The organism is Anaerocolumna sp., from assembly GCF_032079385.1.
In the GTDB taxonomy this organism is placed as follows: domain Bacteria; phylum Bacillota; class Clostridia; order Lachnospirales; family Lachnospiraceae; genus Anaerocolumna.
In genome coordinates, this window is the sequence record NZ_DAMAUC010000004.1 from 89404 (window position 1) to 112606 (window position 23203).

The 23203-nt window shown below is 34.4% G+C and carries 21 protein-coding genes and 1 other annotated feature; of the genes, 16 read left to right on the forward strand and 5 right to left on the reverse strand.

What is annotated here, in order from left to right:
* Positions 1 to 27 precede the first annotated feature (27 nt).
* From RT261_RS04975 to RT261_RS05035, 13 genes are all read left to right on the forward strand, one after another.
* Positions 28 to 1524 carry a sensor histidine kinase gene (locus RT261_RS04975; protein ID WP_313130138.1) on the forward strand — a complete coding sequence of 499 codons (1497 nt, stop codon included), beginning with the start codon at positions 28 to 30 and terminating at the stop codon, positions 1522 to 1524.
* Positions 1517 to 2206: a response regulator transcription factor gene (locus RT261_RS04980; protein WP_313130142.1), complete on the forward strand. Its 690-nt coding sequence runs from the start codon at positions 1517 to 1519 to the stop codon at positions 2204 to 2206. Before RT261_RS04975 ends, RT261_RS04980 begins: the two co-directional genes overlap by 8 nt.
* Positions 2207 to 2277: 71 nt before the next feature.
* Positions 2278 to 2529, forward strand: a complete 252-nt coding sequence (locus tag RT261_RS04985; RefSeq protein ID WP_313130144.1) for a TM1266 family iron-only hydrogenase system putative regulator — start codon at positions 2278 to 2280, stop codon at positions 2527 to 2529.
* Between the two features lie 342 nt (positions 2530 to 2871).
* Positions 2872 to 3690, forward strand: coding sequence for a cytidylate kinase family protein (locus RT261_RS04990; RefSeq protein ID WP_313130146.1), 819 nt, complete (start codon positions 2872 to 2874; stop codon positions 3688 to 3690).
* Positions 3691 to 3917: 227 nt separating this feature from the next.
* Positions 3918 to 4979 (forward strand): sporulation integral membrane protein YtvI, encoded by a 1062-nt coding sequence (ytvI, locus tag RT261_RS04995; RefSeq protein WP_313130149.1) that lies wholly within the window; start codon positions 3918 to 3920, stop codon positions 4977 to 4979.
* Between the two features lie 248 nt (positions 4980 to 5227).
* Positions 5228 to 5440: a binding site (T-box leader), on the forward strand.
* A 123-nt stretch (positions 5441 to 5563) separates the two neighbouring features.
* The gene (gene proS / locus RT261_RS05000) at positions 5564 to 6997 is read left to right on the forward strand and encodes a proline--tRNA ligase (RefSeq protein ID WP_313130151.1); all 1434 of its coding nucleotides are present in this window, start codon (positions 5564 to 5566) and stop codon (positions 6995 to 6997) included.
* 337 nt (positions 6998 to 7334) lie between these two features.
* Positions 7335 to 8750 carry a CCA tRNA nucleotidyltransferase gene (locus tag RT261_RS05005; protein ID WP_313130153.1) on the forward strand — a complete coding sequence of 472 codons (1416 nt, stop codon included), beginning with the start codon at positions 7335 to 7337 and terminating at the stop codon, positions 8748 to 8750.
* Positions 8751 to 9134: 384 nt separating this feature from the next.
* Complete coding sequence (locus tag RT261_RS05010; RefSeq protein WP_313130155.1) at positions 9135 to 10262, forward strand: hypothetical protein; 1128 nt, start codon at positions 9135 to 9137, stop codon at positions 10260 to 10262.
* A 236-nt stretch (positions 10263 to 10498) separates the two neighbouring features.
* Entirely contained in the window at positions 10499 to 11905 is a 1407-nt protein-coding gene (locus RT261_RS05015) for a PEGA domain-containing protein (protein ID WP_313130157.1), read from the forward strand.
* A gap of 387 nt (positions 11906 to 12292) precedes the next feature.
* Positions 12293 to 12709, forward strand: a complete 417-nt coding sequence (locus tag RT261_RS05020) for a protease complex subunit PrcB family protein (RefSeq protein WP_313130160.1) — start codon at positions 12293 to 12295, stop codon at positions 12707 to 12709.
* 459 nt (positions 12710 to 13168) lie between these two features.
* On the forward strand, positions 13169 to 13414 hold the full coding sequence (locus tag RT261_RS05025; protein WP_313130163.1) for a Veg family protein: 246 nt from the start codon (positions 13169 to 13171) through the stop codon (positions 13412 to 13414).
* Positions 13415 to 13564: 150 nt separating this feature from the next.
* A complete protein-coding gene (locus tag RT261_RS05030; protein ID WP_313130165.1) occupies positions 13565 to 15133 on the forward strand; it encodes a DUF3794 and LysM peptidoglycan-binding domain-containing protein in 1569 nt (522 codons plus the stop codon).
* 348 nt (positions 15134 to 15481) lie between these two features.
* The gene (locus RT261_RS05035) at positions 15482 to 16048 is read left to right on the forward strand and encodes a DUF3795 domain-containing protein (protein ID WP_313130168.1); all 567 of its coding nucleotides are present in this window, start codon (positions 15482 to 15484) and stop codon (positions 16046 to 16048) included.
* 284 nt (positions 16049 to 16332) lie between these two features.
* Here RT261_RS05035 and RT261_RS05040 read toward each other — a convergent pair whose 3' ends face one another.
* From RT261_RS05040 to spoIIR, 3 genes are all read right to left on the reverse strand, one after another.
* Positions 16333 to 16908: a hypothetical protein gene (locus tag RT261_RS05040; RefSeq protein WP_313130170.1), complete on the reverse strand. Its 576-nt coding sequence runs from the start codon at positions 16906 to 16908 to the stop codon at positions 16333 to 16335.
* A 49-nt stretch (positions 16909 to 16957) separates the two neighbouring features.
* Entirely contained in the window at positions 16958 to 17842 is an 885-nt protein-coding gene (gene ispE, locus RT261_RS05045) for a 4-(cytidine 5'-diphospho)-2-C-methyl-D-erythritol kinase (RefSeq protein ID WP_313130171.1), read from the reverse strand.
* A gap of 178 nt (positions 17843 to 18020) precedes the next feature.
* Complete coding sequence (gene spoIIR / locus RT261_RS05050; protein WP_313130174.1) at positions 18021 to 18794, reverse strand: stage II sporulation protein R; 774 nt, start codon at positions 18792 to 18794, stop codon at positions 18021 to 18023.
* Between the two features lie 491 nt (positions 18795 to 19285).
* Between spoIIR and RT261_RS05055 the strand changes: the two genes are divergently transcribed.
* The 3 genes from RT261_RS05055 to RT261_RS05065 are packed head-to-tail and all read left to right on the forward strand — an operon-like array spanning position 19286 to position 21603.
* The gene (locus RT261_RS05055; RefSeq protein WP_313130176.1) at positions 19286 to 20371 is read left to right on the forward strand and encodes a D-alanine--D-alanine ligase family protein; all 1086 of its coding nucleotides are present in this window, start codon (positions 19286 to 19288) and stop codon (positions 20369 to 20371) included.
* A complete protein-coding gene (murI, locus tag RT261_RS05060) occupies positions 20361 to 21158 on the forward strand; it encodes a glutamate racemase (protein ID WP_313130178.1) in 798 nt (265 codons plus the stop codon). Before RT261_RS05055 ends, murI begins: the two co-directional genes overlap by 11 nt.
* Positions 21159 to 21171: 13 nt before the next feature.
* Positions 21172 to 21603, forward strand: a complete 432-nt coding sequence (locus RT261_RS05065) for a DUF1934 domain-containing protein (protein WP_313130181.1) — start codon at positions 21172 to 21174, stop codon at positions 21601 to 21603.
* Positions 21604 to 21705: 102 nt separating this feature from the next.
* On the opposite strand, the gene RT261_RS05070 is transcribed toward RT261_RS05065, so the two are convergent.
* Together RT261_RS05070 and RT261_RS05075 are read right to left on the reverse strand one after the other, a co-directional pair.
* The gene (locus RT261_RS05070) at positions 21706 to 22158 is read right to left on the reverse strand and encodes a hypothetical protein (RefSeq protein WP_313130183.1); all 453 of its coding nucleotides are present in this window, start codon (positions 22156 to 22158) and stop codon (positions 21706 to 21708) included.
* A gap of 117 nt (positions 22159 to 22275) precedes the next feature.
* Positions 22276 to 23004 carry a lysophospholipid acyltransferase family protein gene (locus tag RT261_RS05075; RefSeq protein ID WP_313130185.1) on the reverse strand — a complete coding sequence of 243 codons (729 nt, stop codon included), beginning with the start codon at positions 23002 to 23004 and terminating at the stop codon, positions 22276 to 22278.
* Positions 23005 to 23203 lie beyond the last annotated feature (199 nt).

The window sequence follows — 23203 nt, forward strand, 5'->3', positions numbered from 1 at the left end:
AGTTATAGTAAGCAGAAAGAGGTTCATATGAAATTAAGAGGAAGATTATTAACGGCATTTTTAATCATTGCAGCACTGCCGATGATTTTACTGCTGATAACCGGCGGTACCATTTTCCGGTACCAGACCAATTCCATCGAAGAAAATTATGATATAAAGTCTGATACAATTCAGGTGGTCACCAATCCTTTAAGAATCTTAAACCGTATTACAAGAGGTGTTTATAATGAGATTATATTAACCGGAATGAATGAGCCTGGAAAATTTGAAGACAATGAATATATTGAATATCTGAACCAACAATTAACGGCCAAATATTCTTTTATTGTAGTTCGAAAAGGCAATGATATTATATATAATGGGAATTCGGACAAGTTTGAAAAGATAGACAATCTTCTTCCGGAATTCAGCGATAACAGCATAGATATTGATGGGGGATTTTACGTAGACGGTGAATATCCCTTTTTGTTAAAACAGCAGGATTTCTATTTTACGGATGGAACTGAAGGAAGTATATTTGTTATAACGGATGTAACCACATTAATTCCACTTATAAAATCTTTTATTTATCAGATTATATGTTCCGCGATTTTGATTATGATAATTACTTCTGCGGTACTTATCATATGGATATACCGAAGCATTCTACGGCCTATAAACATTCTTCATGCCGCCACCAATGCAATGAAAGAAGGAAATCTGGACTATTCCATTGAAGGAGATCCGGAGGATGAAATCGGAAGGCTGTGTGAGGATTTTGAAGAAATGAGAATCCGGTTAAAAGAATTGATAGATGTTCGTTTAAAATATGAAGAAGATACCAAAGAATTAATCAGTAATATATCTCATGATTTAAAGACACCTATTACAGCTATTAAAGGATATGCGGAAGGTATTATGGACGGAGTAGCGGATACAGAGGAAAAAAGGGAAAAGTATTTAAGAACCATTTACACCAAAGCCAATGACATGTCTATTTTAGTTGATGAGTTATCTTTTTATTCTAAAATTGACTGCAATACCATGCCATATAATTTTACTTTTATCAATCTTCATGATTACTTTACTGACTGTATTGAAGAAATAAGTTTAGATTTAGAAGTAAAAAATATAGAAATTACTTATAATAATGAAACAGATAAAGATTTAATGATACATGCGGATGCAGAACAATTAAAGCGTGTTATCAGTAATATTATAGGTAACTCTGTAAAATACATTATAAATAGAAAAGGACTTATACAGATTCGAATTAAGGATATAGGAGAATTCGTTGAAGTTGCCGTAGAAGATAATGGACAAGGAATACCGGAAAAAGACCTGCCCCATGTATTTAACCGGTTTTACCGGGGTGATGCATCCAGGAATTCCTCTAAAGGTGGCACTGGCTTAGGTCTTGCCATAGTAAAGACAATTATTCAGGATCATATGGGTAATGTAAGCGTGGAAAGTGAAGAAGGTAAAGGAACAACTATATATTTCACCTTAAAAAAGTACGAGGAGGAGAATGATAAAGATGAGTAAAATATTAATTATTGAAGATGAAATGTCCATAGCAGAATTGGAAAAGGACTATCTGGAATTAAGCGGATTTGAAGTAGAGATAGAGAGTACCGGTGATAAAGGAGAAGAAAGGGCTCTAAATGAAGAATTTGAATTGATTATTCTGGATTTAATGCTTCCTAACGTTGACGGTTTTGAAATCTGTAAAAAAATCAGAACATTAAAAAATATTCCAATCATTATGGTTTCCGCCAAAAAAGATGATATTGATAAAATCCGTGGTCTTGGTTTAGGTGCAGATGATTATATGACCAAACCTTTTAGCCCAAGTGAATTGGTGGCAAGAGTAAAAGCTCATCTTGCCCGTTATGAACGATTAATTGGTTCCGGTGTAAAAGAAAATGAAGTGATAGAGATCCGGGGAATTAAAATTGACAAAACTGCACGAAGAGTTTATGTTAATGGAGTTGAAAAAAACTTTACAACAAAAGAATTCGATCTCCTTACTTTCTTGGCTGAGAACCCTAATCATGTATACACGAAAGAAGAATTGTTTCAGGAGATTTGGGATATGGAATCCCTTGGTGATATTGCAACAGTTACTGTGCATATTAAAAAAATTCGTGAAAAAATTGAATTTAATACTTCAAAGCCTCAATATATTGAAACTATTTGGGGAGTTGGCTATCGGTTTAAAGTGTAATTTATTATACCTATGCTGATTATTTAAGGAATTAAGAAAATGGGAATTGTTAAGTATAAAGAGGTGCGGAAATGGAAACCAGAATAGCTTTAATTGGAATTATTGTAGACAATATGGAAGTAGTGGAAGAACTAAATAAAATTCTTCACGAGTATGGCAAGTACATAGTCGGAAGAATGGGTATACCATATAGAGAAAAGAATGTAAGTATTATCAGTATTGTAATAGATGCAGAGAACAATGTAATAAGTTCCTTATCCGGGAAGTTAGGTATGCTAAAGGGTATTAGTGTCAAGACAGTATATTCTAAAAACGGAAAGTAGATACTTTACGTAAAGAACAGGCAATGATATAATAAAAGCGGAATGAGTAATTTGCAAGCTTGCTTTCAAATTTTGAATGGAGCGCCAAGATCCTGAACATGTATTATGTTCAGGATATAATAAAAGCGGAATGAATAATTTGCAAGCTTGCTTTCAAATTCTGAGTGGAGTGCCCTATATCATGGACATGCTTTACATTCATGATATAATATATAGCATTAAAGGATGGTTTGTGAAAATTTAATTTTAAAAGAAAGCCACTTATTTTTCGTAAAATACGCGGATTTCTTTTTTCATAAAACTATTAATAAATGAAATAGAGAGATAGGAACAGGTGTTAATATGCATATAACGATTACAGGTAATTTAGGAAGCGGTAAATCAACGATTTGTAAAATTTTAAGAGATCAGCATGGGTTTGAAATATATTCAACGGGGACCGTACAAAGGGAACTTGCAAGGGAATTCAACCTGACAACTCTTGAAATGAACCAATTAATGTGCAGCGATCCTAAATATGATAATATGATAGATGATGCAACGGCTAGAATATCAAGAGAAAACAGACATAAGAATATTATATTTGACTCTCGTTTAGCATGGCATTTTGTAGAACAATCTTTTAAAGTGTTTTTATCGGTAAGTCTGGATGTTGCAGCAGAAAGAGTTATGAATGATAGCAGAGGCGAGGTAGAGAAATATACCTCATTGGAAGAAGCAAAAAAATTGTTGGCAGCCAGAGCAGAAACGGAAGATAAACGATATAAGGAGCTTTATGGTTTAGATTATTTTAATTTTTCCAATTATAATTTAGTTATTGACAGTACTTGTACCACACCGGAGAATATAGTTTCTGTTATATTGGAAGAAACTAAGAAATTTGAAGCTATTATGAAGGAAAAAGGTGTTTTTGAACTGGGAAATCAGGGAGTCAATACAATTTTATTAAGCCCTCTAAGCTTATATCCTGGAGAGATTACCAAAGAAGAGAAAGAACAAGCCGCCGATTTAGTGAAATTAAGAAAAGAAAATCCGGAAAAAAGAAAGAAAGAAATACTTGTTAAAAAAATAAAAAATGAATTAAATATTATAGAAGGTAAAGAAGATGTTATCGCTGCCGTTATTGCAGAGGAGCCTTTTGTGCCTGTTATTTTAAAATAAATGGATTTAATTTGATTTTTTGTAAAATATGAATGGGAGAAGCTGTCTCACCATTCTTATGAAATCTATGAAACAATCACCTAACATACAATTTTATATTCTACAAACAATATGTACAGAGAGATATTTATATCTCTCTGTATTTTCTTTTTGCAGTACAATATAAATCTTTGTTATAAATGTAGATAATTTCTTTAGCGCATCTTTGTATAAGAAGGGAGGTTTCTATGATACACTTAAAAAATAAAACCAAACTAATTGTTGCTATGGTTCTTACAATTATTGGTGTGTACTTTGGGTTTCAGTATATATTACCTCTCTTTGCTCCTTTTGTAATCGCATATTTTATTGCATGGATTTTAATGCCCTCGGTAAATTTTTTAAATAAAAAATTAAAATTTCCCAGGGTAATAAGTGCAATCCTATCTTTGGGAGTGCTTGGAAGTCTGGTAATATGGATTTTTTGCTATCTGGGTAATATATTTATAAAACAATTAATGATATTATTGCAAAACATGCCTATCTATTTATCTATATTATCTGGAAAAATTGATTCCTTATGCAATTCATGTGATAATTTTTTTGGAACAAAATTAGGAACCATAAGAGGAATGTTTGATGATCACTTTGAAACTATGATTATTATAGTTAGAAATGATATAATGCCTTCTATAACAACAAAAAGTTTAAATATTGTAATAGGTATGATAGGGATGATAGGTATAATTTTAATTACCCTGGTTTCTTCATTATTATTAATAAAAGATGATGCTGCTTATAAAAAAAGTTTCAGAAGCAGTGTACTTTATCAGGACATACATCTTATCACCGGTAAATTATCAGAAACAGGAGTGGCCTATTTAAGGACTCAGGTTATTTTAATGGCTATTGTATCTGTTATATGTACGGTAGGTCTTTTGATTATAAAGAATAAATATGCTATGATAATCGGACTGGGAATTGGATTATTTGACGCCTTTCCGATGCTGGGAAGCGGTGCAATATTAATACCTTGGAGTATCATTTCTTTATTCAACCAGGATGTATTTTCAGCGGCTATTTTAATGACAATTTATTTTATTATTATGTTTATACGTCAATTTTTGGAACCCAAACTATTAGGGAACCGAATTGGGATAAAACCGGTATTTACCTTAATGTCCATGTACGTTGGATTTAAATTATTCGGTTTATTTGGATTTATCTTGGGGCCTTTGGGACTTGTAATAATAATTACAATAGTAAAAGAAACTGAGATAAGGCTAGCTTACCGGGGGGAAACAAACTAATATGTCGTATATGAGTGGGAGTATAATTAAAACATAAATTTATAGAGTATCTTTATTATTTTAAATGAGAAATGTACTTTTTTATTTAACACCAGATAGCCACTAACAAATTTTGCTTGACAAAAAAGTTTGAGTAGCATAAAATCTTCATTATAATCCTGAATATGAATTCTGGCGGAATAAATAAATTATAAGGTGATTATAACTAATTACTCTTAATTATTTTTTCAAAAGAATTCGGCATTCAGCTGAGAGCGATGAAAAGGAATAGTATATAGTAGTTGTCAATCCAGAGAGAGAATCGTTGGTGGGAAATTCTTTTGACAGCACTATGGAACCTACCTTGGAGCACTGTATGAAAATACAGCGTAAAACCGGCGTTAACGGATTGAAAAGAGAACTGTCAGTGAAACACCTGCAGTTAATTAGGGTGGTACCGCCGAGGTCTTTCGGTCCCTTGTGGATGAAAGGCTTTTTTTGTTGCCTTTCATACATGCATTATGCAAAACCAGAAATGTCAGAAAAAGTATGAAACTAATGAATATTTTTATGGCAGGACTGGAACTAAGAAAGGAGAGAGCGTTATGGCTAAGGAAAAAAAATTAGTAGAAGCAATTACTTCTATGGAAGAAGATTTTGCCCAGTGGTATACCGATGTGGTTAAAAAGGCAGAATTGGTTGAATATTCCAGTGTAAGAGGATGTATGATTATCCGTCCTAATGGTTATGCAATCTGGGAGAATATTCAGAAAGAATTGGACAGAAGATTTAAAGAAACCGGTGTAGAGAATGTATATATGCCAATGTTTATACCGGAAAGTTTATTGCAAAAAGAAAAAGATCATGTGGAAGGTTTTGCACCGGAAGTAGCATGGGTAACACATGGAGGTTTAGAACCTTTACAGGAACGTTTATGTGTAAGACCTACTTCAGAAACTTTATTTTGTGACTTTTATTCGAATATAATACAATCTTACCGTGATCTGCCAAAGCTGTATAATCAGTGGTGTTCCGTAGTTCGTTGGGAGAAAACAACAAGACCTTTCCTTCGTTCCATGGAATTCTTATGGCAAGAGGGACATACTGCACATGCTACCGCAGAAGATGCAGAAGACAGAACCATTCAAATGTTGAATGTGTATGCGGATTTTTGCGAACAAGTCTTAGCAATTCCTATGATTAAGGGTAAAAAGACTGATAAAGAAAAATTTGCAGGTGCTCATTCTACCTATACTATTGAAGCTTTAATGCATGACGGCAAGGCTTTGCAATCAGGAACCAGCCATAACTTTGGTGATGGATTTGCACAAGCTTTTGATATTCAATATACCGATAAGGAAAATAAACTTCAATATGTGCATCAAACCTCCTGGGGTATGTCAACCCGTATCATTGGAGCTGTTATCATGGTTCATGGTGATGACAGCGGCTTGGTATTGCCCCCAAGAATTGCACCTACTCAGGTTATGATAGTTCCAATTGCACAGCATAAAGAAGGGGTTCTGGAGAAGACCGCTGAGCTGAAAGAAAAGCTGGGAAACTTCAGAGTGAAGGTAGACGATTCTGATAAGAGCCCGGGTTGGAAGTTCAGTGAACAGGAAATCAGAGGAATTCCTCTTCGTATAGAAATTGGTCCAAAGGATATAGAAGCGAATCAGGCAGTAATTGTTCGCCGTGATACAAGAGAGAAGATTGTAGCTTCCTTAGATACCATCGAGGCAACAGTTTGTGAAGTTCTTGAAACTATGCAGAAAGATATGCTTGAGAGAGCAAGAGCACATCGTGATGTCCATACATCTTCTGCGGCTGATTATGAAGAATTTAAATCTGCCATTGAGAACAAACCTGGTTTTGTAAAAGCTATGTGGTGTGGAGACAGAGCCTGCGAAGATAAAATTAAAGAAGATACTGGAGCAACTTCCCGCTGCATGCCATTTGAACAGGAAGAAATTGCAGATACTTGTGTATGCTGCGGTAAAAAAGCAAAAGCAATGGTTTACTGGGGTAAGGCTTATTAATTTTAAGCTTCCCGTGCTTTGCATATTTGAGAATGCATAATATAGAGGGAAACCTGCATGAATATGTGTTATAGAAATAAGAGTATCTTATTATCTTTCACATAATGTATTCATGAAGGTCTCCCTTTTTATAATGGAATCTGGTTATTTTCAGTTACTTTATTGGAAGAAATAAATTAACCAATATAAAGCTAATATAAATTGACATACAGTATTATAAATATTTACAATAATATAAACATTTACGGAAATATAAAAAATATTGTTATAGATTTCATCTTAGGCTATAATATAAATAATGAAAGGAAGGATTCCTAAGCAGTAATGGAGGTTTTTCATGAAGATACAGTTGCCACAGAAGGTGGATTATATTATAAATCAATTAATGAATCATGGTTACGAAGCTTATGCTGTTGGTGGCTGCGTTCGGGATTCCATATTGGGTAAAGAACCCGAGGATTGGGATATTACTACCTCTGCAAAACCAGAAGAAGTAAAGAAGATATTTTACAGAACAATTGACACCGGTATTCTGCATGGCACGGTTACGGTTATGCTGGAAAAGGAAGGATACGAAGTAACGACCTATCGAATTGATGGGGAATATGAAGACAACAGGCATCCAAAAGAAGTAGAGTTTACGGCGAACCTGACGGAGGATTTAAAGAGAAGGGATTTTACCATTAATGCTATGGCCTATAATACAGAGGGCGGCATGGTAGATATATTCGGTGGATTAAAAGATATAAAAGAAGGAATTATTCGATGTGTAGGAAGCGCAAGAGACCGATTTGATGAAGACGCACTAAGAATCTTGCGGGCTATCCGATTCTCTGCTCAATTGGGCTTTGAGATAGAAGAAGGAACCTTAGAAGCTATTAAAGAAAAAAAAGAACATCTGAAAAATATAAGCGCAGAAAGAATACGGGTGGAGTTGAACAAATTACTAGTATCCGATCATCCGGATAAAATATTTATTGCCTATGACACTGGCATAACGAAAGTAATTCTGCCGGAATTTGATATTATGATGGCTACGGAGCAGTTTAATCATCATCATATTTACTCGGTGGGTGTTCATACGGTGAAAGGAATTGAAGCAGTTGGGTATACAAAAGATAAAATATCAACGATGAACCACTGGAAGGAATTAAAAATCATAAAACAGATTCAGGAATTTCACAGTAAAGACAAACTGGTTCTAAAATGGACCCTGCTTCTTCATGACGTAGAAAAGCCAAGCTGTAAGTTTCGGGGAAAAGACGGCGAAGATCATTTCTACGGGCATCAGGAAAAGGGAGCTAAAACTGCAAAAGATATTTTAAAAAGACTTAAATTTGATAATGAAACCATGGACAAAGTTGTCCGACTGGTTCAATGGCATGATTATGACTTTTCACTTACCCCAGCAGCAATGAGAAAGGCAATAAATAAAATCGGGGAAGATATTATGGAATTGCTTTTTGAAGTAAAGAGAGCGGATGTTTTAGCTCAAAACCCGGATACATGGGAAGATAAGCTTACCAATATAACAAAAGCTGAGACATTGTTTTATGAAGTTCAAGTGAAAAAGGAATGCATTAATCTAAAAATGCTTGCAATTAATGGGCAGGATTTGATTGGTCTGGGGCTTCAACCAGGGAAGAAGATTGGAGATCTTTTAAATAAGCTGTTGGAATGTGTTTTAGAAAAGCCGGAGTACAATGAGAGAGAGATTTTAATTGATCTTGCAAGAAAATATATAAAGAATTAATAACGAATCTTCGTTAGAAATACAAATAGAAAATCTTCGCAAAACTGTACATCAAAGTTTTTGTGAAGATTTTTTAAGAATGAAATAGATGAAAAGCATTTTATATGTGCAGCAGAGAAATTTAAGCATTTGATCGAGATGGAAAGTAGAACACTTGTCTCCGTCAATGTCAATAAGAAGGCTATGGGCGCCTTCATTGGCAGAGATGCCTGTACCTTTTGATTCAGACAGTAAACCTTTAGATAATTCATAATAAGTTAGATTTACTTTGATTTTTTATTAAAATCAAAGCATTTCCTGTCATGAAATATAATCTTTTATCATAGGATTAGAGAGAGACACCCCTTTGGGGCGGTGCAATAGTTTGGGTCAGGAGGCTTTCCTATGGAGGATAAAAACCAAGAGGTATTTAGGCAATATAATATAAAAATCTATAGTACGTATAGAATCAGGGGGGCATTAATCCTAGAGACGGATAAGGGACTCAAGCTATTGAAGAGCTTTGAGAGTTCTAAAAACCGCGTAGAATTTGAAAATATTTTGCTTGAGCAATTAAGAGAGCAAGACTATCCCTATGTTGATTTATATGTACGAAATGCCGCCGGTGAGATTATCACGGAGGATTCTATGAATAATCGTTACGTATTAAAAAACTGGTTTCCGGGTGAAGAATGCAACTTAAGAGATGAAGCTGATGTAGCAGATGCCGCAACTAACCTTGGGGTAATTCATTCCTTGTTACGTGGGGTTCATTTAAGTGAGGAGCAGGTCTTATACAATTCCAGCGGAAACCTTATTGAGCTGCTGGAAAAAAGGAACAGAGAACTAAAGAGGGTGAGAAGTTATATTCGAGAGAAAAGAAAAAAAAACGAGTTCGAAATGTGTTATATGAATTGCTATGATGATTTTTATGAGCAGGCCCTGGAAGCAACTGAACTATTGGAAAGTTCCAACTATAAGGAGATGTTACAGGAAGCCACGTTCAATAGACATATATGCCATGGAAGTTATACATACCATAATGTTATCATGCTTAAAGTGAATCGAATGCCTTATGAACAGAACAATCCATTTATCTGGGATAAGGCCAATGATATCAATGGCATGCCATATAGGGAACCAAAAGAAGGCCTGTCAGCAGCCGGACTTCGAAGTCCAACTGTTAATACCAATATGGCCACCACCAATTTTGATAAAGCCAATGTTGGAATTCAAATTACAGACTTATACCAGTTTATGCGAAAAGTAATGGAGAAAAATGATTGGGATCTGGATTTTGGAAGTATGATACTGGAAGCTTATAATAATATACTTCCTTTAAGCAGGGACGAACATAGATTGTTATATATTCTGTTGTTATATCCGGAAAAGTTCTGGAAGATAACGAATTTCTATTATAATAGCAAAAAGTCCTGGGTACCTCAAAGAAATATTCAAAAATTAATTGGAATCGTAGAACAAAAGGATAGAAAAAATCAATTTTTAGGTTGTCTTGAGCGGACATTTTGCTAATCAAAAATTATAATACATGGATAAATTATTGGAAAATAGCTGTTACATCTGCGGATGTAGCAGCGTTTTTTCTTTTGTGTTCTGCATAGATGGAGACATATGATTGGGGAAATTTAACTTTAAATTCATTATTATGATTGAATTAATAATTAGGATAGTCTATAATAATAAAAAAGTGTAAAATAATACAAGGGTAATGGCTAAACATAAGATAAAGAGAGGTAAACCAGGGGTATATGGATAACAATTATTTTAATGAGAAAACGAAAGGGAACATAGATAAGGGATTTCCGATTATTTTAGGAATTGCATGCTTTATTATTGTGGTAGCAACCATTATGGCGATTTCTAAAGGGCAAGGGAAGGGAAATGCTAAAACTTTATTTTCAACCAGTAAAGATACTAATGTGGAAGAACAAACCGGCAGCCTGGAATTTGATAAACAAATTATAGGTGTATTAAAAGAAATTAACAGGGAAAACAATAGCATCACTTTTTTTGATGTAAAAAAGAAAGAAGATATTGTTACCAATTACACCAGCGGAACAATTATATATGATAAATATGAACAAGCAATGGTATTAGAACAGCTAAAATTAGGGGAGCTGGTGGAGGTTTATTATAATTCGGATAACTCCGAGCTGGTTAAGCTTCAGATATCTAACCAGGCCTGGGAATATAAGAATGCAAATAATTGGGGAATAGATACCATTAATAAAATATTTACCATTGGAGATAATAAATATAAATATGGCAGGAATATTAGTATACTCAGTAATGATACTTTCCTGAAACCGGAAGATTTACATGAAAAAGATCTGTTAACCATAAAAGGCTTAGACAGAGAGATTTTCTCCATTCAAATCACAAAAGGTCATGGAACCATAACCTTTGAAGAGTATGAAGATTTTGTGGGTGGAATTGTATTTGTTGGTAACGATTCTATTTTACCGATTACTGAGAACATGGTGGTTACTGTCAGAGAAGGAGAATATGAGGTTACTTTGGAAAACGGCAGTTTAGCAGGTACTAAAACCGCTCGCGTAAAAAGAGATGAGAATGTCCTGCTAAATATGAGTGAATATAGAAAACCTGCAGTAAAATCCGGACTGGTTTCCTTTGAGATCCTGCCGGAGGGCGCAGAATTATACCTAGATGATGTAATTCAGTCCTATGATGAACCAATTAAGCTTGAGTACGGAAAATATATGGCGAAAGTTATTCTTAAAGGGTACGAGACTTATGAAAATACTATTATAGTAGATGAAGCGAGTAAGACCATAGCCATTGAATTGGAGGTTCCACTTGATGATTTGGATGACTCGGGCAGTTATAATTCAGACCAGACAGATAATGCTAACGGAGAAGAAAATAATAATGAAGAGATTCCAGATAAATCAAGTTCCCAAGGAGGAAAACAGATTTCAGGCCAGCTCATCTATATATTAGAACCGGAAGGTGCTTCTGTTTACCTGGATGGAGAACTTAAAGGTATTGCGCCGGTGAGCTTTCCAAAGATAACTGGTAATCACTATATTACTTTAATAAAAAATGGATATGAGACCAAAACCTATACCATTGAAGCTACTAATGATGGTGAAGATACCTATTTTAATTTCCCGGAAATGTTAAAATCACAGTAGATAGTTATTAATCTCCTTCGAAATTTAACATAAACAGACAGCTCATATTGAAGGTTAATGTAAGAAAAACAGATGTCTCACATTGAAGGTTAGCGTAAGAAAAACAGGTGTCTTACATTGAAGATTAGTATAAGAAAAACAGATGTCTTACATTGAAGATTAATGTAAGAAAAACAGATGGCTCTCATTGAAGGTTAATGTAAGAAAAGCAGACAACTCACATTGAAGATTAATATAAGAAGACAGACAGCTCTCATTAAGATTAGTTTAAGAAAAACAGATGGCAGTTAAGAGGATAATATATTTTTCAAGAATACCCCAAGGAACTCCGCATGATTTTATGCCATCCGTCATAAAATGAAATGAGGAATTCCTTTGGAGGAAATGATGAAAAGGTTTAAAATGATAATATTACTACTAGGAGTGATAGGAGCAGGTTTGATATTTACTTCATGTAAAGGGGAAAATACAGATGTAAAAAAGGTTCGGGACCTGGAGTTTACAGTTGTAGAGGATGCAGATATTCCTGAACCCCTAATGGAAATCATTAATGAAAAGAAGGCACAGCCCTTTAAAATGCATTATAAAAACACAGACTTTTTATACATAGTGGTGGGATATGGTGAACAGTCCACCGGCGGATACAGTATATCGGTAGATGAACTATTCTTAACCTCCAATGCCATATATATAGATACTAATTTGATTGGCCCGTCTCAGGATGAATTTGTAGCCAACGCAACAACCTATCCATATGTTGTGGTAAAAACTGAATTTTTAGATAAACCGGTTGTATTTAATTAATTTCTACTTATAAATATTCTATTTTTTCATTATGTCCTTCAGAAATACCAGCTTAACTGTCTAGTATTTCCGAAGGGCAATAAAAATATTCTTATATCTTTCCAATTATTTCTCATAATTATTTAAAAATTTAGTGTTGACAGAATATAAATATGTATATCTTGTATATTTTTGAAAAGAAAATGTGAAAATGTTTGTGTATTTTTTATGCCGTTTTTCGATCAAAAGGGAAAGAATGTTTGGATATTTCACTAAAAAGGGAAAGAAAATTATAAAATCTTATCTAAATTTATGTACGCAAGTTGGCTCAAAGCCTTGAATTGTCTGAAAATTCATTGACAAAACATTAAATTTATGGTATAGTGGCAATAGTTGCATTTTCGACACTTGTTCAAATGGTTATAATAGATAGAATATAACCTGGTGATACAGAGTTACCACTAGCAAGGAGGCTATTATATGATAAAGCAAGCAGATGTTAGCAGAGTTCGTAGAGAAGTAGTTAACAACATTGGAAGAAGAGTTAAGATAAAAGCAAACAAGGGCCGACATAAAATTGACATTACAGAAGGTATTATTTCTGAAACATATCCAAGTATATTTTTAATTAAAATTGATGATGGAAGTAGCGATTCGGTAAAAACTATGACATTTAGCTATACCGATGTACTAACAAAAGATGTACAGATGATGCTTTGTTCATAAATGTATAGAACGCCTGGGGCTGTTGCAAACAATAAATTCTTATTGTGCAACAGCCTCAGGCATTTTTTTTATTCTCCTGCCATAGAATTCTTATACATAAATATTACTCCTTGTGAATATGATATGGTATAAGACAAGGAGGGATTTTTTGTGGAGCTGATTAAGAAGAATATTCACATGAATAAAATAAAATGTCGAAGCAGCCTTCAGCTAACTTTGGATGACGACTTTAATGTTCCGGATGTAAAACCTGATATTTATAAAATTATTAAAGAACAAGGGGATATTAAGATTACGGATGTAAAAATGTTAAATGGGAAATTAATGGTGAAGGGCTCCCTTTGCTTTAATATGTTATATTTATCCGAAGAAAATGGAAGGCCGATACATAATATTTCAGGAGAAGTACCTTTTGATGAAGTAATACAATTGGATGATGCCTGTGTTGGGGATGAAGCAATGGTTACCTGGGAATTGGAAGATCTCTCAACAGGACTAATAAATTCCAGAAAAATCAGCGTAAGATCCATACTTCGGCTTACAGTTATAGTTGAAGAATTATATGACGAAGCAACTGCCATATCCATTGAAGGCGACGACGAAGTTCAGTATTTAACAAAAAATATAACCGTAACAGATGTAGCGGTGGATAAAAAAGACACTTACCGGATAAAAGATCAAATCCACCTTCCGTCCAATAAAGGAAATATATCACAAATTTTATATAGTGAAGTTGAATTAAGAAATCCGGAAGTAAGACTTCAGGATAATAAATTCATGGTTAAAGGTGAGATAGTAGTATTTATTATCTATGCCAGCGAAGACGAGGACAATCCGGTTGAATATTTAGAGACAGAGCTTCCTTTTAGTACATCCATTGATTGCAACGGCTGTACGGAAGATATGATTGATAATATCGGCTTCTCTATTGCCAATAAGAATCTGGAAATTATGCCCGATGCAGATGGAGAAGAAAGAATCATAGACATAGAAGTGGTTCTTGAAATGGATATAAAAATATACGAAGAAGAAGAACTGGAAATGCTGCATGATGTTTACTCTCCGTCCAAAGAACTTACTCCAGTCAGAAAAGAAGCCCATTATGAAAACTTATTAGTCAAAAATAACAGCAAAGTCAGAGTAAATGACCGAATCAAAGTAATGAACAATCAGCCTGGAATACTTCAAATCTGTCATGCTTCCGGAGAAGTGAAAATGGATGAAATTAATTTAGTGGAAAACGGATTAGAAGTAAACGGTGTGTTGGAAGTTCAGATTCTCTACATATGTGCCGATGATAACAGGCCTCTCAATGTGTTAAAAGGTTTGATCCCATTTACACAGGTAATTGATGTAAAAGATATAAAACCAACCAGCATTTATCAGGTTAAATCAGGCTTAGAGCAGCTAAGCGTTATGATGCTGGATAGTGAAGAAATAGAAGTAAAATCCGGTATTGGCCTGAATACCATCGTTTTTGATGTATTACAGGAACCTATCATCACCGACATCGAGGTTTCCGGTCTGGATTATGAAATGTTCCAATCCATGCCAAGTGTTGTGGGTTATATTGTAAAAGGCAATGACACTTTATGGGACGTTGCGAAGAAGTATTATACGACCATCGACAAAATTAGGGAATTAAACGGATTAGAAAGCGACCAAATTAAACTGGGCGACAAACTTCTCATAATGAAAAAAGTCGACAAACTGATCTAGGGAATGTATGTCTTGCCCGCTAAAAATTAGTGTAGAACTTCGATGATAGGGGATATAGGTTTTTTGTTACATAGGTGAATACGCTGGTCCTAATATGATAGGAACCATAGCGAATTTCCCTAAGTCACAAAAAACCTATATCCCCTATTATCAAAGTTCATTTAAGTTATTAAGGGCAAAGCTGTGTATTGAAGTATATTGATAAATATGCCAGCTGTTTGCTTAAGCTAAACGCGACCATACTTCCACACAAAGTATTATTAGGTATATTAAAAGTATGGTATAATTTTCTTATAAAATGAAAATTAGTACAAAGCGTATTTAGGTAACCTGCAAGGAGGGGTGTTAGTGAAAGGTTTTAATAGAAATGATTTGCTTTTTTCTTTATGTGGACTTAATTGTTCGTTATGCGTAATGAAATTGGATAACTATTGTCCCGGCTGTGGTGGCGGACAAGGCAACCAAGGATGCCCTATTGCAAGGTGCAGCTTACAATATCAAGAGATAGAATACTGTTTTCAATGTAGGGAATACCCTTGTGAGAAGTACAACGGTATAGACAAGTTCGATTCCTTTATTACACATCGAAATCAACTCAAAGATATGAAAAAAGCACAGTTAATCGGCTTGAAAAAGTATCATCTAGAGTTGGAAGAAAAGAGTGATATACTTAAATATTTACTTAAAAACTACAACGATGGGCGGCGTAAAAGCTTTTTTTGTATAACTGTGAACCTTTTGGATATTCAAGATCTAAGAGAAATTGTTGATAGAATAAAGATCGAAACTGCTTCAACAGATTTAACTCTTAAAGAAAAAGCAGCTATTGCCGTGAAATCTTTTCAAACAATAGCACAGGAGAAAAACTTTGTTCTGAAACTTAATAAGAAACCATCAAAAAATAAAGTTGATTAATTGTAGAATATACATAGAGTGCCTGGATTATTATTTGTATCTAAAATTTACAATTATAAGATATAAGTTTATAACTATTTCTGTTCAATGTGAATGACAATGTTTCTAATATAACATCGATTTTTCAAAAGCAAGCCAATGGATAAACAGCTTTGCTTTCATAAAATTATCTTCACCAACGAAAGTATGGGATGCATGGTTCTTGCTATGGAACAAGAGCCATACATCCCATACCTTTGCCGGTTGGACTACCTACATTAGGGAAAGGGTATCATCCTAAATTTTTAATCTTCCTTAGAAGAATTTTTCCAGGCATTAAGCTTTTCCATGGCAGAGTCGATGGTTTTTTTGCAGATTTCAGGAAGTTCTCCGCCCCAGGCTTTCTTTGCAGCTTCAAAGCCTTTTTGGACTGCTGCGATCATTTCATCGGCTTTTTCAGGGTTTCCGCCAGTTAGTGCTTTGGCGAAAGAAACTAACCGATCGGAGGTTTGTTCAACTCCCCAATAGCCATTTTCGCTGATGTCATTTTGTGCCTGTTTTGCGGTTTCAGGATCAACATCGACTTTTCCTTCTCTTAATAGTTGGTATATATCAGTGCTTTCTAAGGTTTGACCTTGCTTAAGAAGCATTTTTTTAACCAGATCAGTTAATTGCTTTTCTCTTTTTTCCAGATCTGATTTTAACCTATCAATAGAAGCAGTGTCCTGGGTATAAGATGCTTTTTGTGTATTACTGTCCCCTTTTTCATAAATAGCAGCAGAAGTTTGATCTTCTTCTTTAGCTGTTGGTAATTCTCTTGATTTTGGGGTACTTGACTTTTTTTCAACTGTAGTGGATCTGAAAACACCATTCACGTTCATTAACGTAACCTCCTTTGTATAATACTTTGTATTCCTTATATCGGAAAGATCATACAAATTTATTAGTATCCGGGTGAAATAGGTTCGTTAAATAAACTTGCTTGCCCAATGGGCTTACTTTAAAATCGTAAAAAGCTTTTTCTGCTGTTTTGATATCATCAAATAAACCGAATACGGTTGGTCCGCTGCCACTCATTAGGGACACAATTGCTCCATTATCCAGCATTTTGGTTTTTATGTCTTTAATAATAGGATATTCTTTTTCCGTAACTGTTTCTAATACATTGCCAAAATATTTTGAAGCACCGTAAAGATCCTGTTCTTTTATGTGTTTCATAATACCATCAATATCCGGATGGTGGGTAACAGAGTCTAAATGCAGATTCTCGTATACGAATTTTGTAGATACGTTAATATTAGGTTTCGCAATAAGTACGTGGCAGGAGGGGAAGGGGGGAAGAGGTGTTAGTATTTCTCCGATTCCTTCCGATAATGCGGTACCTCTCATTATGCAATAAGGTACATCTGCTCCCAGTTGAATAGCCAGTTTTAATAATTCTTCGTTGCTTAATTTTAGATGAAATAATCGGTTCATGCCATATAAAGTGGTAGCAGCATCGGAACTGCCCCCAGCCATTCCCGCAGCTACTGGAATTCGTTTTTCCAAATGGATGTAAACACCGTCCTTGATATGATAGGTTTCTTTCATCAATGCAGCAGCCTTATATACTAAATTGTTTCTATCCGTAGGCAGATAATGAAGGTTTGTTTTCACTTTAATGGATGGATTATTGGTAGGGTTTATGGAGATTTTGTCGTAAAGACCAATGGTTTGCATAATCATGCGGACTTCATGGTATCCATCTTCTCTTCTTCTGATAACATCCAAACCAAGGTTTATTTTTGCATAAGCTTTTAATCTTACAGTATCCATAGGCAGCTCCTGTTTTCTTCTTTAAAAAAGGGGCTGTTGATTTTACCACAGCCTCCATTGTTAAAATATGATTTATTTTGTGTAATATATATTTCAATAAATTTATAAGTTAATTATATACATTGCCCGCTTATTTTGCAAGAGTTACAATTTATGGTTTTAAGATAAGGTTTATCCTTTATTTATTATCCATCCATTTATCTAACCAGGATAATAATTTAAAACTTACCTTTACTTTAACTTTTTCCTTGTCATTTTTCTTAGAAAATATAGAATCATATTCTTCTTCTGTTAAAACATATTTTAATTCTTCTTTGGAATCTTCGGGAATGACATTGTAAGTGGCATCCACAAAACACAAAGGAGGAAACATAATACACCACCAGTTTCTGCCGGAAGCAGAACCTAGCTCTATTCGAACTGCTTCATATTCTCCGGGAGGAAGGGTTAAATCACCGTATACTTTTAGTGGAAAGTACCCTTTTTCAATAGAGGCAGAAGCGGTGTAAGTAAAGCCGTTTTCTTGAATGATTTTGTCAGAGAGCTCTACTAAATTATTTAATTCTCCATCTAATATATTTCTGGCTTCATTAACATCATTGGCCTTATTTAATTTAGGCTGAAGGGCTTTTGTAACGGCATCCTTTACTTTTAATTTTAATACCTGGTCTTCTTCGGAATCACTGTTGGCAATTACATGGAACCGAAGTATTTCCTTTGCAATACCCTGCTGAATTCGTAATTCTCTTTCTGCTTCTGTGCTTTGGCGGACATCGTTATGTATGCCGGTGGAGATGGTTTCCCGATTAAAGGAAGTATGTTCTGTCCATATCATACCTTCATTTTGAAGATGATAAATAATATAAAATATCGTTATGATTAGTATTAAGCAACATGGCACTATTCTTTGGAATATTCGATCTGTAGTAGGTGAGTAATATTTGCTTTTCATATATATACCTATTGCCTATCACATTTGTTTGCAGATGTGATACTGCCACAATATTAAGTTGAAAGAATTGCTTTGCGGCATCCTTTCCATATCTTTATTTTCTTTCAACTTTCCAAACATGATGCTGTTTAGCGGCATCTTAAATAGTAGATAAAGATTTTTTTACATTTAAAATTAGGAACTGCATGGATTGGGAACACCATGCAAGACAATTTCCTCTTCTATATTGGCATATATTCTATTGACTAGAGTATTGCCAGAAAACGGGTTGATAAACAGGAGAATGGAAGCTTTTTTTGCCTGTCAAAATCCTACTTGACAAAACATATTGATTGTTTTGCGAATAAATAGTACAATGAATATAGAATAAAATCGTATAATAGTTTATATATTGTGAAGTAAGCTTTATATAAATGGGAAACAAAAATGGTATCGAATGATTTGATTATAGATAAATGTAAGATTTATCCATGAAGAAAGGATGTTATTTTATGAATAAGAAAACGGTTGCAGTATTATTTGGGGGCCAATCTTCAGAACATGAAGTTTCTTGTGTCTCAGCCACGACTATTATTTCAAATATGAATCATGATTTATATAATGTAATTGTAATTGGTATTACGAAGGAAGGAAAATGGGTAAAAGTATCTTCCGTAGAAGATATTAAGTCCGGCGAATGGGTAAAAAGTAAAGTAAATGCGATTATATCTCCGGATGCAACTCAAAAATCCGTATTATTAATAGAGGGAAACAAAATTACTTCAGAAAAGGTGGATGTGGTATTCCCTGCTCTTCACGGATTATATGGTGAAGATGGAACTGTACAAGGCCTTTTTGAATTAGCAAAGATTCCTTATGTAGGATGCGGTGTATTAGCTTCTGCAGTTTCCATGGATAAATTGTATACCAAGACGATTGTGGATACCCTGGGAATAAGACAGGCAAAATATGTTCCGGTGTACAAAAAAGATTTAACAAAGATGGAACAAGTTATAGAAAGAATAGAGAACACTTTAAAATACCCTGTATTTGTGAAACCTTCCAATGCAGGTTCTTCCCGTGGAATTTCTAAGGCAAAAAATAAAGAGGAACTGATAAAAGGCTTATATTTAGCACTAGAACATGATAGAAAGATATTAGTAGAAGAAGGCATTGTAGGGCGCGAAGTGGAATGTGCTGTGTTGGGAGGGAATGAACCAAAAGCCTCCGGTGTTGGAGAAATCGTTGCTGCAGCTGATTTCTACGATTATGATGCAAAATATAATAACAATGAGTCAAAAACCATTATAGGACCGGATCTGCCCGGTAATGCAACAGAGGTTATTCGTGAGGATGCTGTCCGTATTTTTAAAGCAGTTGACGGATATGGTTTATCCAGAGTGGATTTCTTTGTGGAAGAAGAAACAGGGGAAGTTGTATTTAACGAAATAAATACTCTTCCGGGATTTACTGCAATTAGTATGTATCCTATGCTATGGGAAGCAAAAGGTATTGGTAAACCACAGTTAGTGGAGAAATTAATACAATTAGCGTTAGCCAGAGCGGAGGAAACAGGGGGAGACAGAAATGGCCAGTAATGCTCCTATTGGGGTCTTCGATTCAGGAGTTGGCGGACTTACTGTAGCCCGTGAAATTTTAAGGCAGGCTCCAAATGAAACTATTATTTATTTTGGTGATACAGCCAGAGTACCTTATGGAAGTAAGTCAAAAGAAACCATAATAACCTATTCCAGACAAATCATTAAGTTCTTGATGTCAAAAAAGGTAAAGGCAATCGTCATTGCATGTAACACTGCCAGTGCGTTGGCTTTGGATGTAGTGGCAGATGAGGTTCCCATACCGGTTATCGGTGTGGTAAAACCAGGTGCGAAAGTAGCGGCAGAAACAACTAAGAATGGTAACATCGGAATTATTGGTACGGAAGGTACTATTAACAGCGGTATATACAATCAACTTTTAAGTAAAACAAATCCGAATGTAAAGGTATATGGTAAAGCCTGTCCTCTTTTTGTTCCACTGGTGGAAGAGGGCTGGATTAATGATCCTATTACCGAGGAAATAGCAAAAAGATATATAACAGAATTAAAGGATTCAGATATTGACACTTTAGTTCTTGGGTGTACCCATTATCCACTGATTCGCCATATGATTGCGTCCATAGTGGGTGATAAAGTAACTTTAGTAAATCCTGCCTATGAAACTGCAAGATGTTTAAAGAAAGTATTAGAAAGCAAAGGATTGGAAAGTGATGCACCTGCAGGAGAGCATCAATTCTTTGTCAGTGATGGTGCGGAGAAATTTAAAGAATTTGCTAATACTATTTTGCCCTGCGAAGTAGTAGAAACAAAAGATGTAAGTGTATAGATAGGAGCTGCTCATGAAGAAAGATGTTTTGGTATCCATATCGGGGCTTCAATTTGAAATAGATAAAGAGGAGGCCGTAGAGATTATTTCTGCCGGTGAATATTATAATCGCAACGGAAAGCATTATATACTATATGATGAAATACTGGAAGAAATAGAAGGCATTACTAACTGTACTCTTAAAATATCCGAAAAGCAGGTTAGTATTCAGAAAAAGGGTGCTAACAATGTTCATATGATTTTTGAAGTGAATAGAAAAAATTTAACTTACTACAGTACTCCTTTTGGTGATTTGCAGATTGGAATCAATACTACTTCTATTAAAGTGGCAGAGGAAGAGAATCAGATTCTTGTAAATATTCAATATGAACTGGACATTAACTATTCTCATGTATCCGATTGTGAGATTCAGGTAAAAATTACTTCCCGGGGAAATGGAAAATAAGTACTTAAATCCATAATGCAGCCCGTAGATTATAACGGTAAAAGATTAATTAAAAAACTCCCAGCAGAAAGATGTAAAACATAAATCTGTTGGGAGTTCAATTTATTTATTTGATACCTTATTTTTTAATCGTTTAAAGAAACCTTGTTTTACTGGTTTTGCATCCAGATTAGAACGCAATCCTTTTACATCCATAATATAAATACCGTTCATAACGGCTTTTACTTCTTTCTTTACTGGAATTAAATCAAAGACTTTGTCATCGCACATTAATGTCATAATCTTTGGACCAATTTTAGCTTTGACAATAGGGGCTTTGGAACCACGCAAATATTTGGGCGTCTGTTCCATTACAAGCTTTGGAAGACCGGCTTCCTTTAATTTCATTCGTTTCTTATCTATAACTAAAATGGAGACGGTTTGGGCACCTGCCTTCATATCAGCTTGCGCTTTTTCATTTTTCTTTTGCAGCCTTGAGCCGAAAATATATAAACCAACTAAAATTGCTATAATAACAGCTAAAATTATTAAAATTATTATTGTCCCGGTTTTCATGTATGTACCTCCTTCCCTCCGTATTACAGTGGTAATATTGTACCATTATTCAAAAAAACAATCAAGACTAGAAAAGTTGTAATTGTTATTTAAAATTGTGTTTTTTGAGGTTGATTTTTAAATAAGTGATTCATTTTTTATTAAGGTTTCTCTAATAATGTTTTGCACGTATGCTCCTAAACGTTTTTGTTGTTCCTTATCTAACTCCTTCGGATAAACCGGTTTTCCATATTCGATGATAACATGAGTTTTTCTTACCCAAGGGAAATGATTTTCAAAAACTTCATCGGTATTGGTTAAAGACACCGGTATGATAGCACAGCCGGATTTTTCAGCTATTTTTAAGCTGCCCTCTTTAAAAGGAAGCATTTCTTTTTCGTGATTTCTGGTTCCTTCCGGTGAAATATATATGGAATATCCCTTTTTAACTAATTCCACACCTTCTAAAATAGTTTTTAAACCTTCACGAATATTATCTCTATCTAAAAACAAACAATTCAGATATCGCATCCAAGTGCGGAGAAACGGAACTTTTCCTATTTCTTTTTTAGCAACAAAACCGGTCAGGTTAGGAACTGTGGCATAAGCTACTACAATATCAAAAAAACTGCGGTGATTAGAAACATATAAAACGGCTTCGTCTTTTGGAACATTTTCAAGACCGATTACAGTTTTTTTAACACCGCCTAAAACCAAGATACCCTTTAATATAGTCGCCACAATTGCCTGTGAGGTTTTTACCTTAAGATGTGGATTAATTTTACCAATGACATATTCAATGAAAAATAAAGGTATACTAAATATAAAGAATATAAGTATAAATAAAAGTATAATAATAGTTCTCATATTGGTTTCCTTTCCATTTGCCAGTCTTTTATTATTTCCGGAAGACTGAAAGCAAATGCCTTATAAAATGCATTAAATATTATACCACAATAACAAGAAAAAATCTCTATATATTTTTCGAATTGGTTGTACATTTGAATTTATATGATATAATAAAAACGGAATGAGGTATTTACATGCTTGCATGTAAATACCGATT

Coding starts and splice junctions, on each gene's coding strand:
- RT261_RS04975 (WP_313130138.1), top strand. CDS start 28: ATGAAATTAAGAGGAAGATTATTAACGGCATTTTTAATCATTGCAGCA.
- RT261_RS04980 (WP_313130142.1), top strand. CDS start 1,517: ATGAGTAAAATATTAATTATTGAAGATGAAATGTCCATAGCAGAATTG.
- RT261_RS04985 (WP_313130144.1), top strand. CDS start 2,278: ATGGAAACCAGAATAGCTTTAATTGGAATTATTGTAGACAATATGGAA.
- RT261_RS04990 (WP_313130146.1), top strand. CDS start 2,872: ATGCATATAACGATTACAGGTAATTTAGGAAGCGGTAAATCAACGATT.
- ytvI (WP_313130149.1), top strand. CDS start 3,918: ATGATACACTTAAAAAATAAAACCAAACTAATTGTTGCTATGGTTCTT.
- proS (WP_313130151.1), top strand. CDS start 5,564: ATGGCTAAGGAAAAAAAATTAGTAGAAGCAATTACTTCTATGGAAGAA.
- RT261_RS05005 (WP_313130153.1), top strand. CDS start 7,335: ATGAAGATACAGTTGCCACAGAAGGTGGATTATATTATAAATCAATTA.
- RT261_RS05010 (WP_313130155.1), top strand. CDS start 9,135: ATGGAGGATAAAAACCAAGAGGTATTTAGGCAATATAATATAAAAATC.
- RT261_RS05015 (WP_313130157.1), top strand. CDS start 10,499: ATGGATAACAATTATTTTAATGAGAAAACGAAAGGGAACATAGATAAG.
- RT261_RS05020 (WP_313130160.1), top strand. CDS start 12,293: ATGAAAAGGTTTAAAATGATAATATTACTACTAGGAGTGATAGGAGCA.
- RT261_RS05025 (WP_313130163.1), top strand. CDS start 13,169: ATGATAAAGCAAGCAGATGTTAGCAGAGTTCGTAGAGAAGTAGTTAAC.
- RT261_RS05040 (WP_313130170.1), bottom strand. CDS start 16,908: ATGAACGTGAATGGTGTTTTCAGATCCACTACAGTTGAAAAAAAGTCA.
- ispE (WP_313130171.1), bottom strand. CDS start 17,842: ATGGATACTGTAAGATTAAAAGCTTATGCAAAAATAAACCTTGGTTTG.
- spoIIR (WP_313130174.1), bottom strand. CDS start 18,794: ATGAAAAGCAAATATTACTCACCTACTACAGATCGAATATTCCAAAGA.
- RT261_RS05055 (WP_313130176.1), top strand. CDS start 19,286: ATGAATAAGAAAACGGTTGCAGTATTATTTGGGGGCCAATCTTCAGAA.
- murI (WP_313130178.1), top strand. CDS start 20,361: ATGGCCAGTAATGCTCCTATTGGGGTCTTCGATTCAGGAGTTGGCGGA.
- RT261_RS05065 (WP_313130181.1), top strand. CDS start 21,172: ATGAAGAAAGATGTTTTGGTATCCATATCGGGGCTTCAATTTGAAATA.
- RT261_RS05070 (WP_313130183.1), bottom strand. CDS start 22,158: ATGAAAACCGGGACAATAATAATTTTAATAATTTTAGCTGTTATTATA.
- RT261_RS05075 (WP_313130185.1), bottom strand. CDS start 23,004: ATGAGAACTATTATTATACTTTTATTTATACTTATATTCTTTATATTT.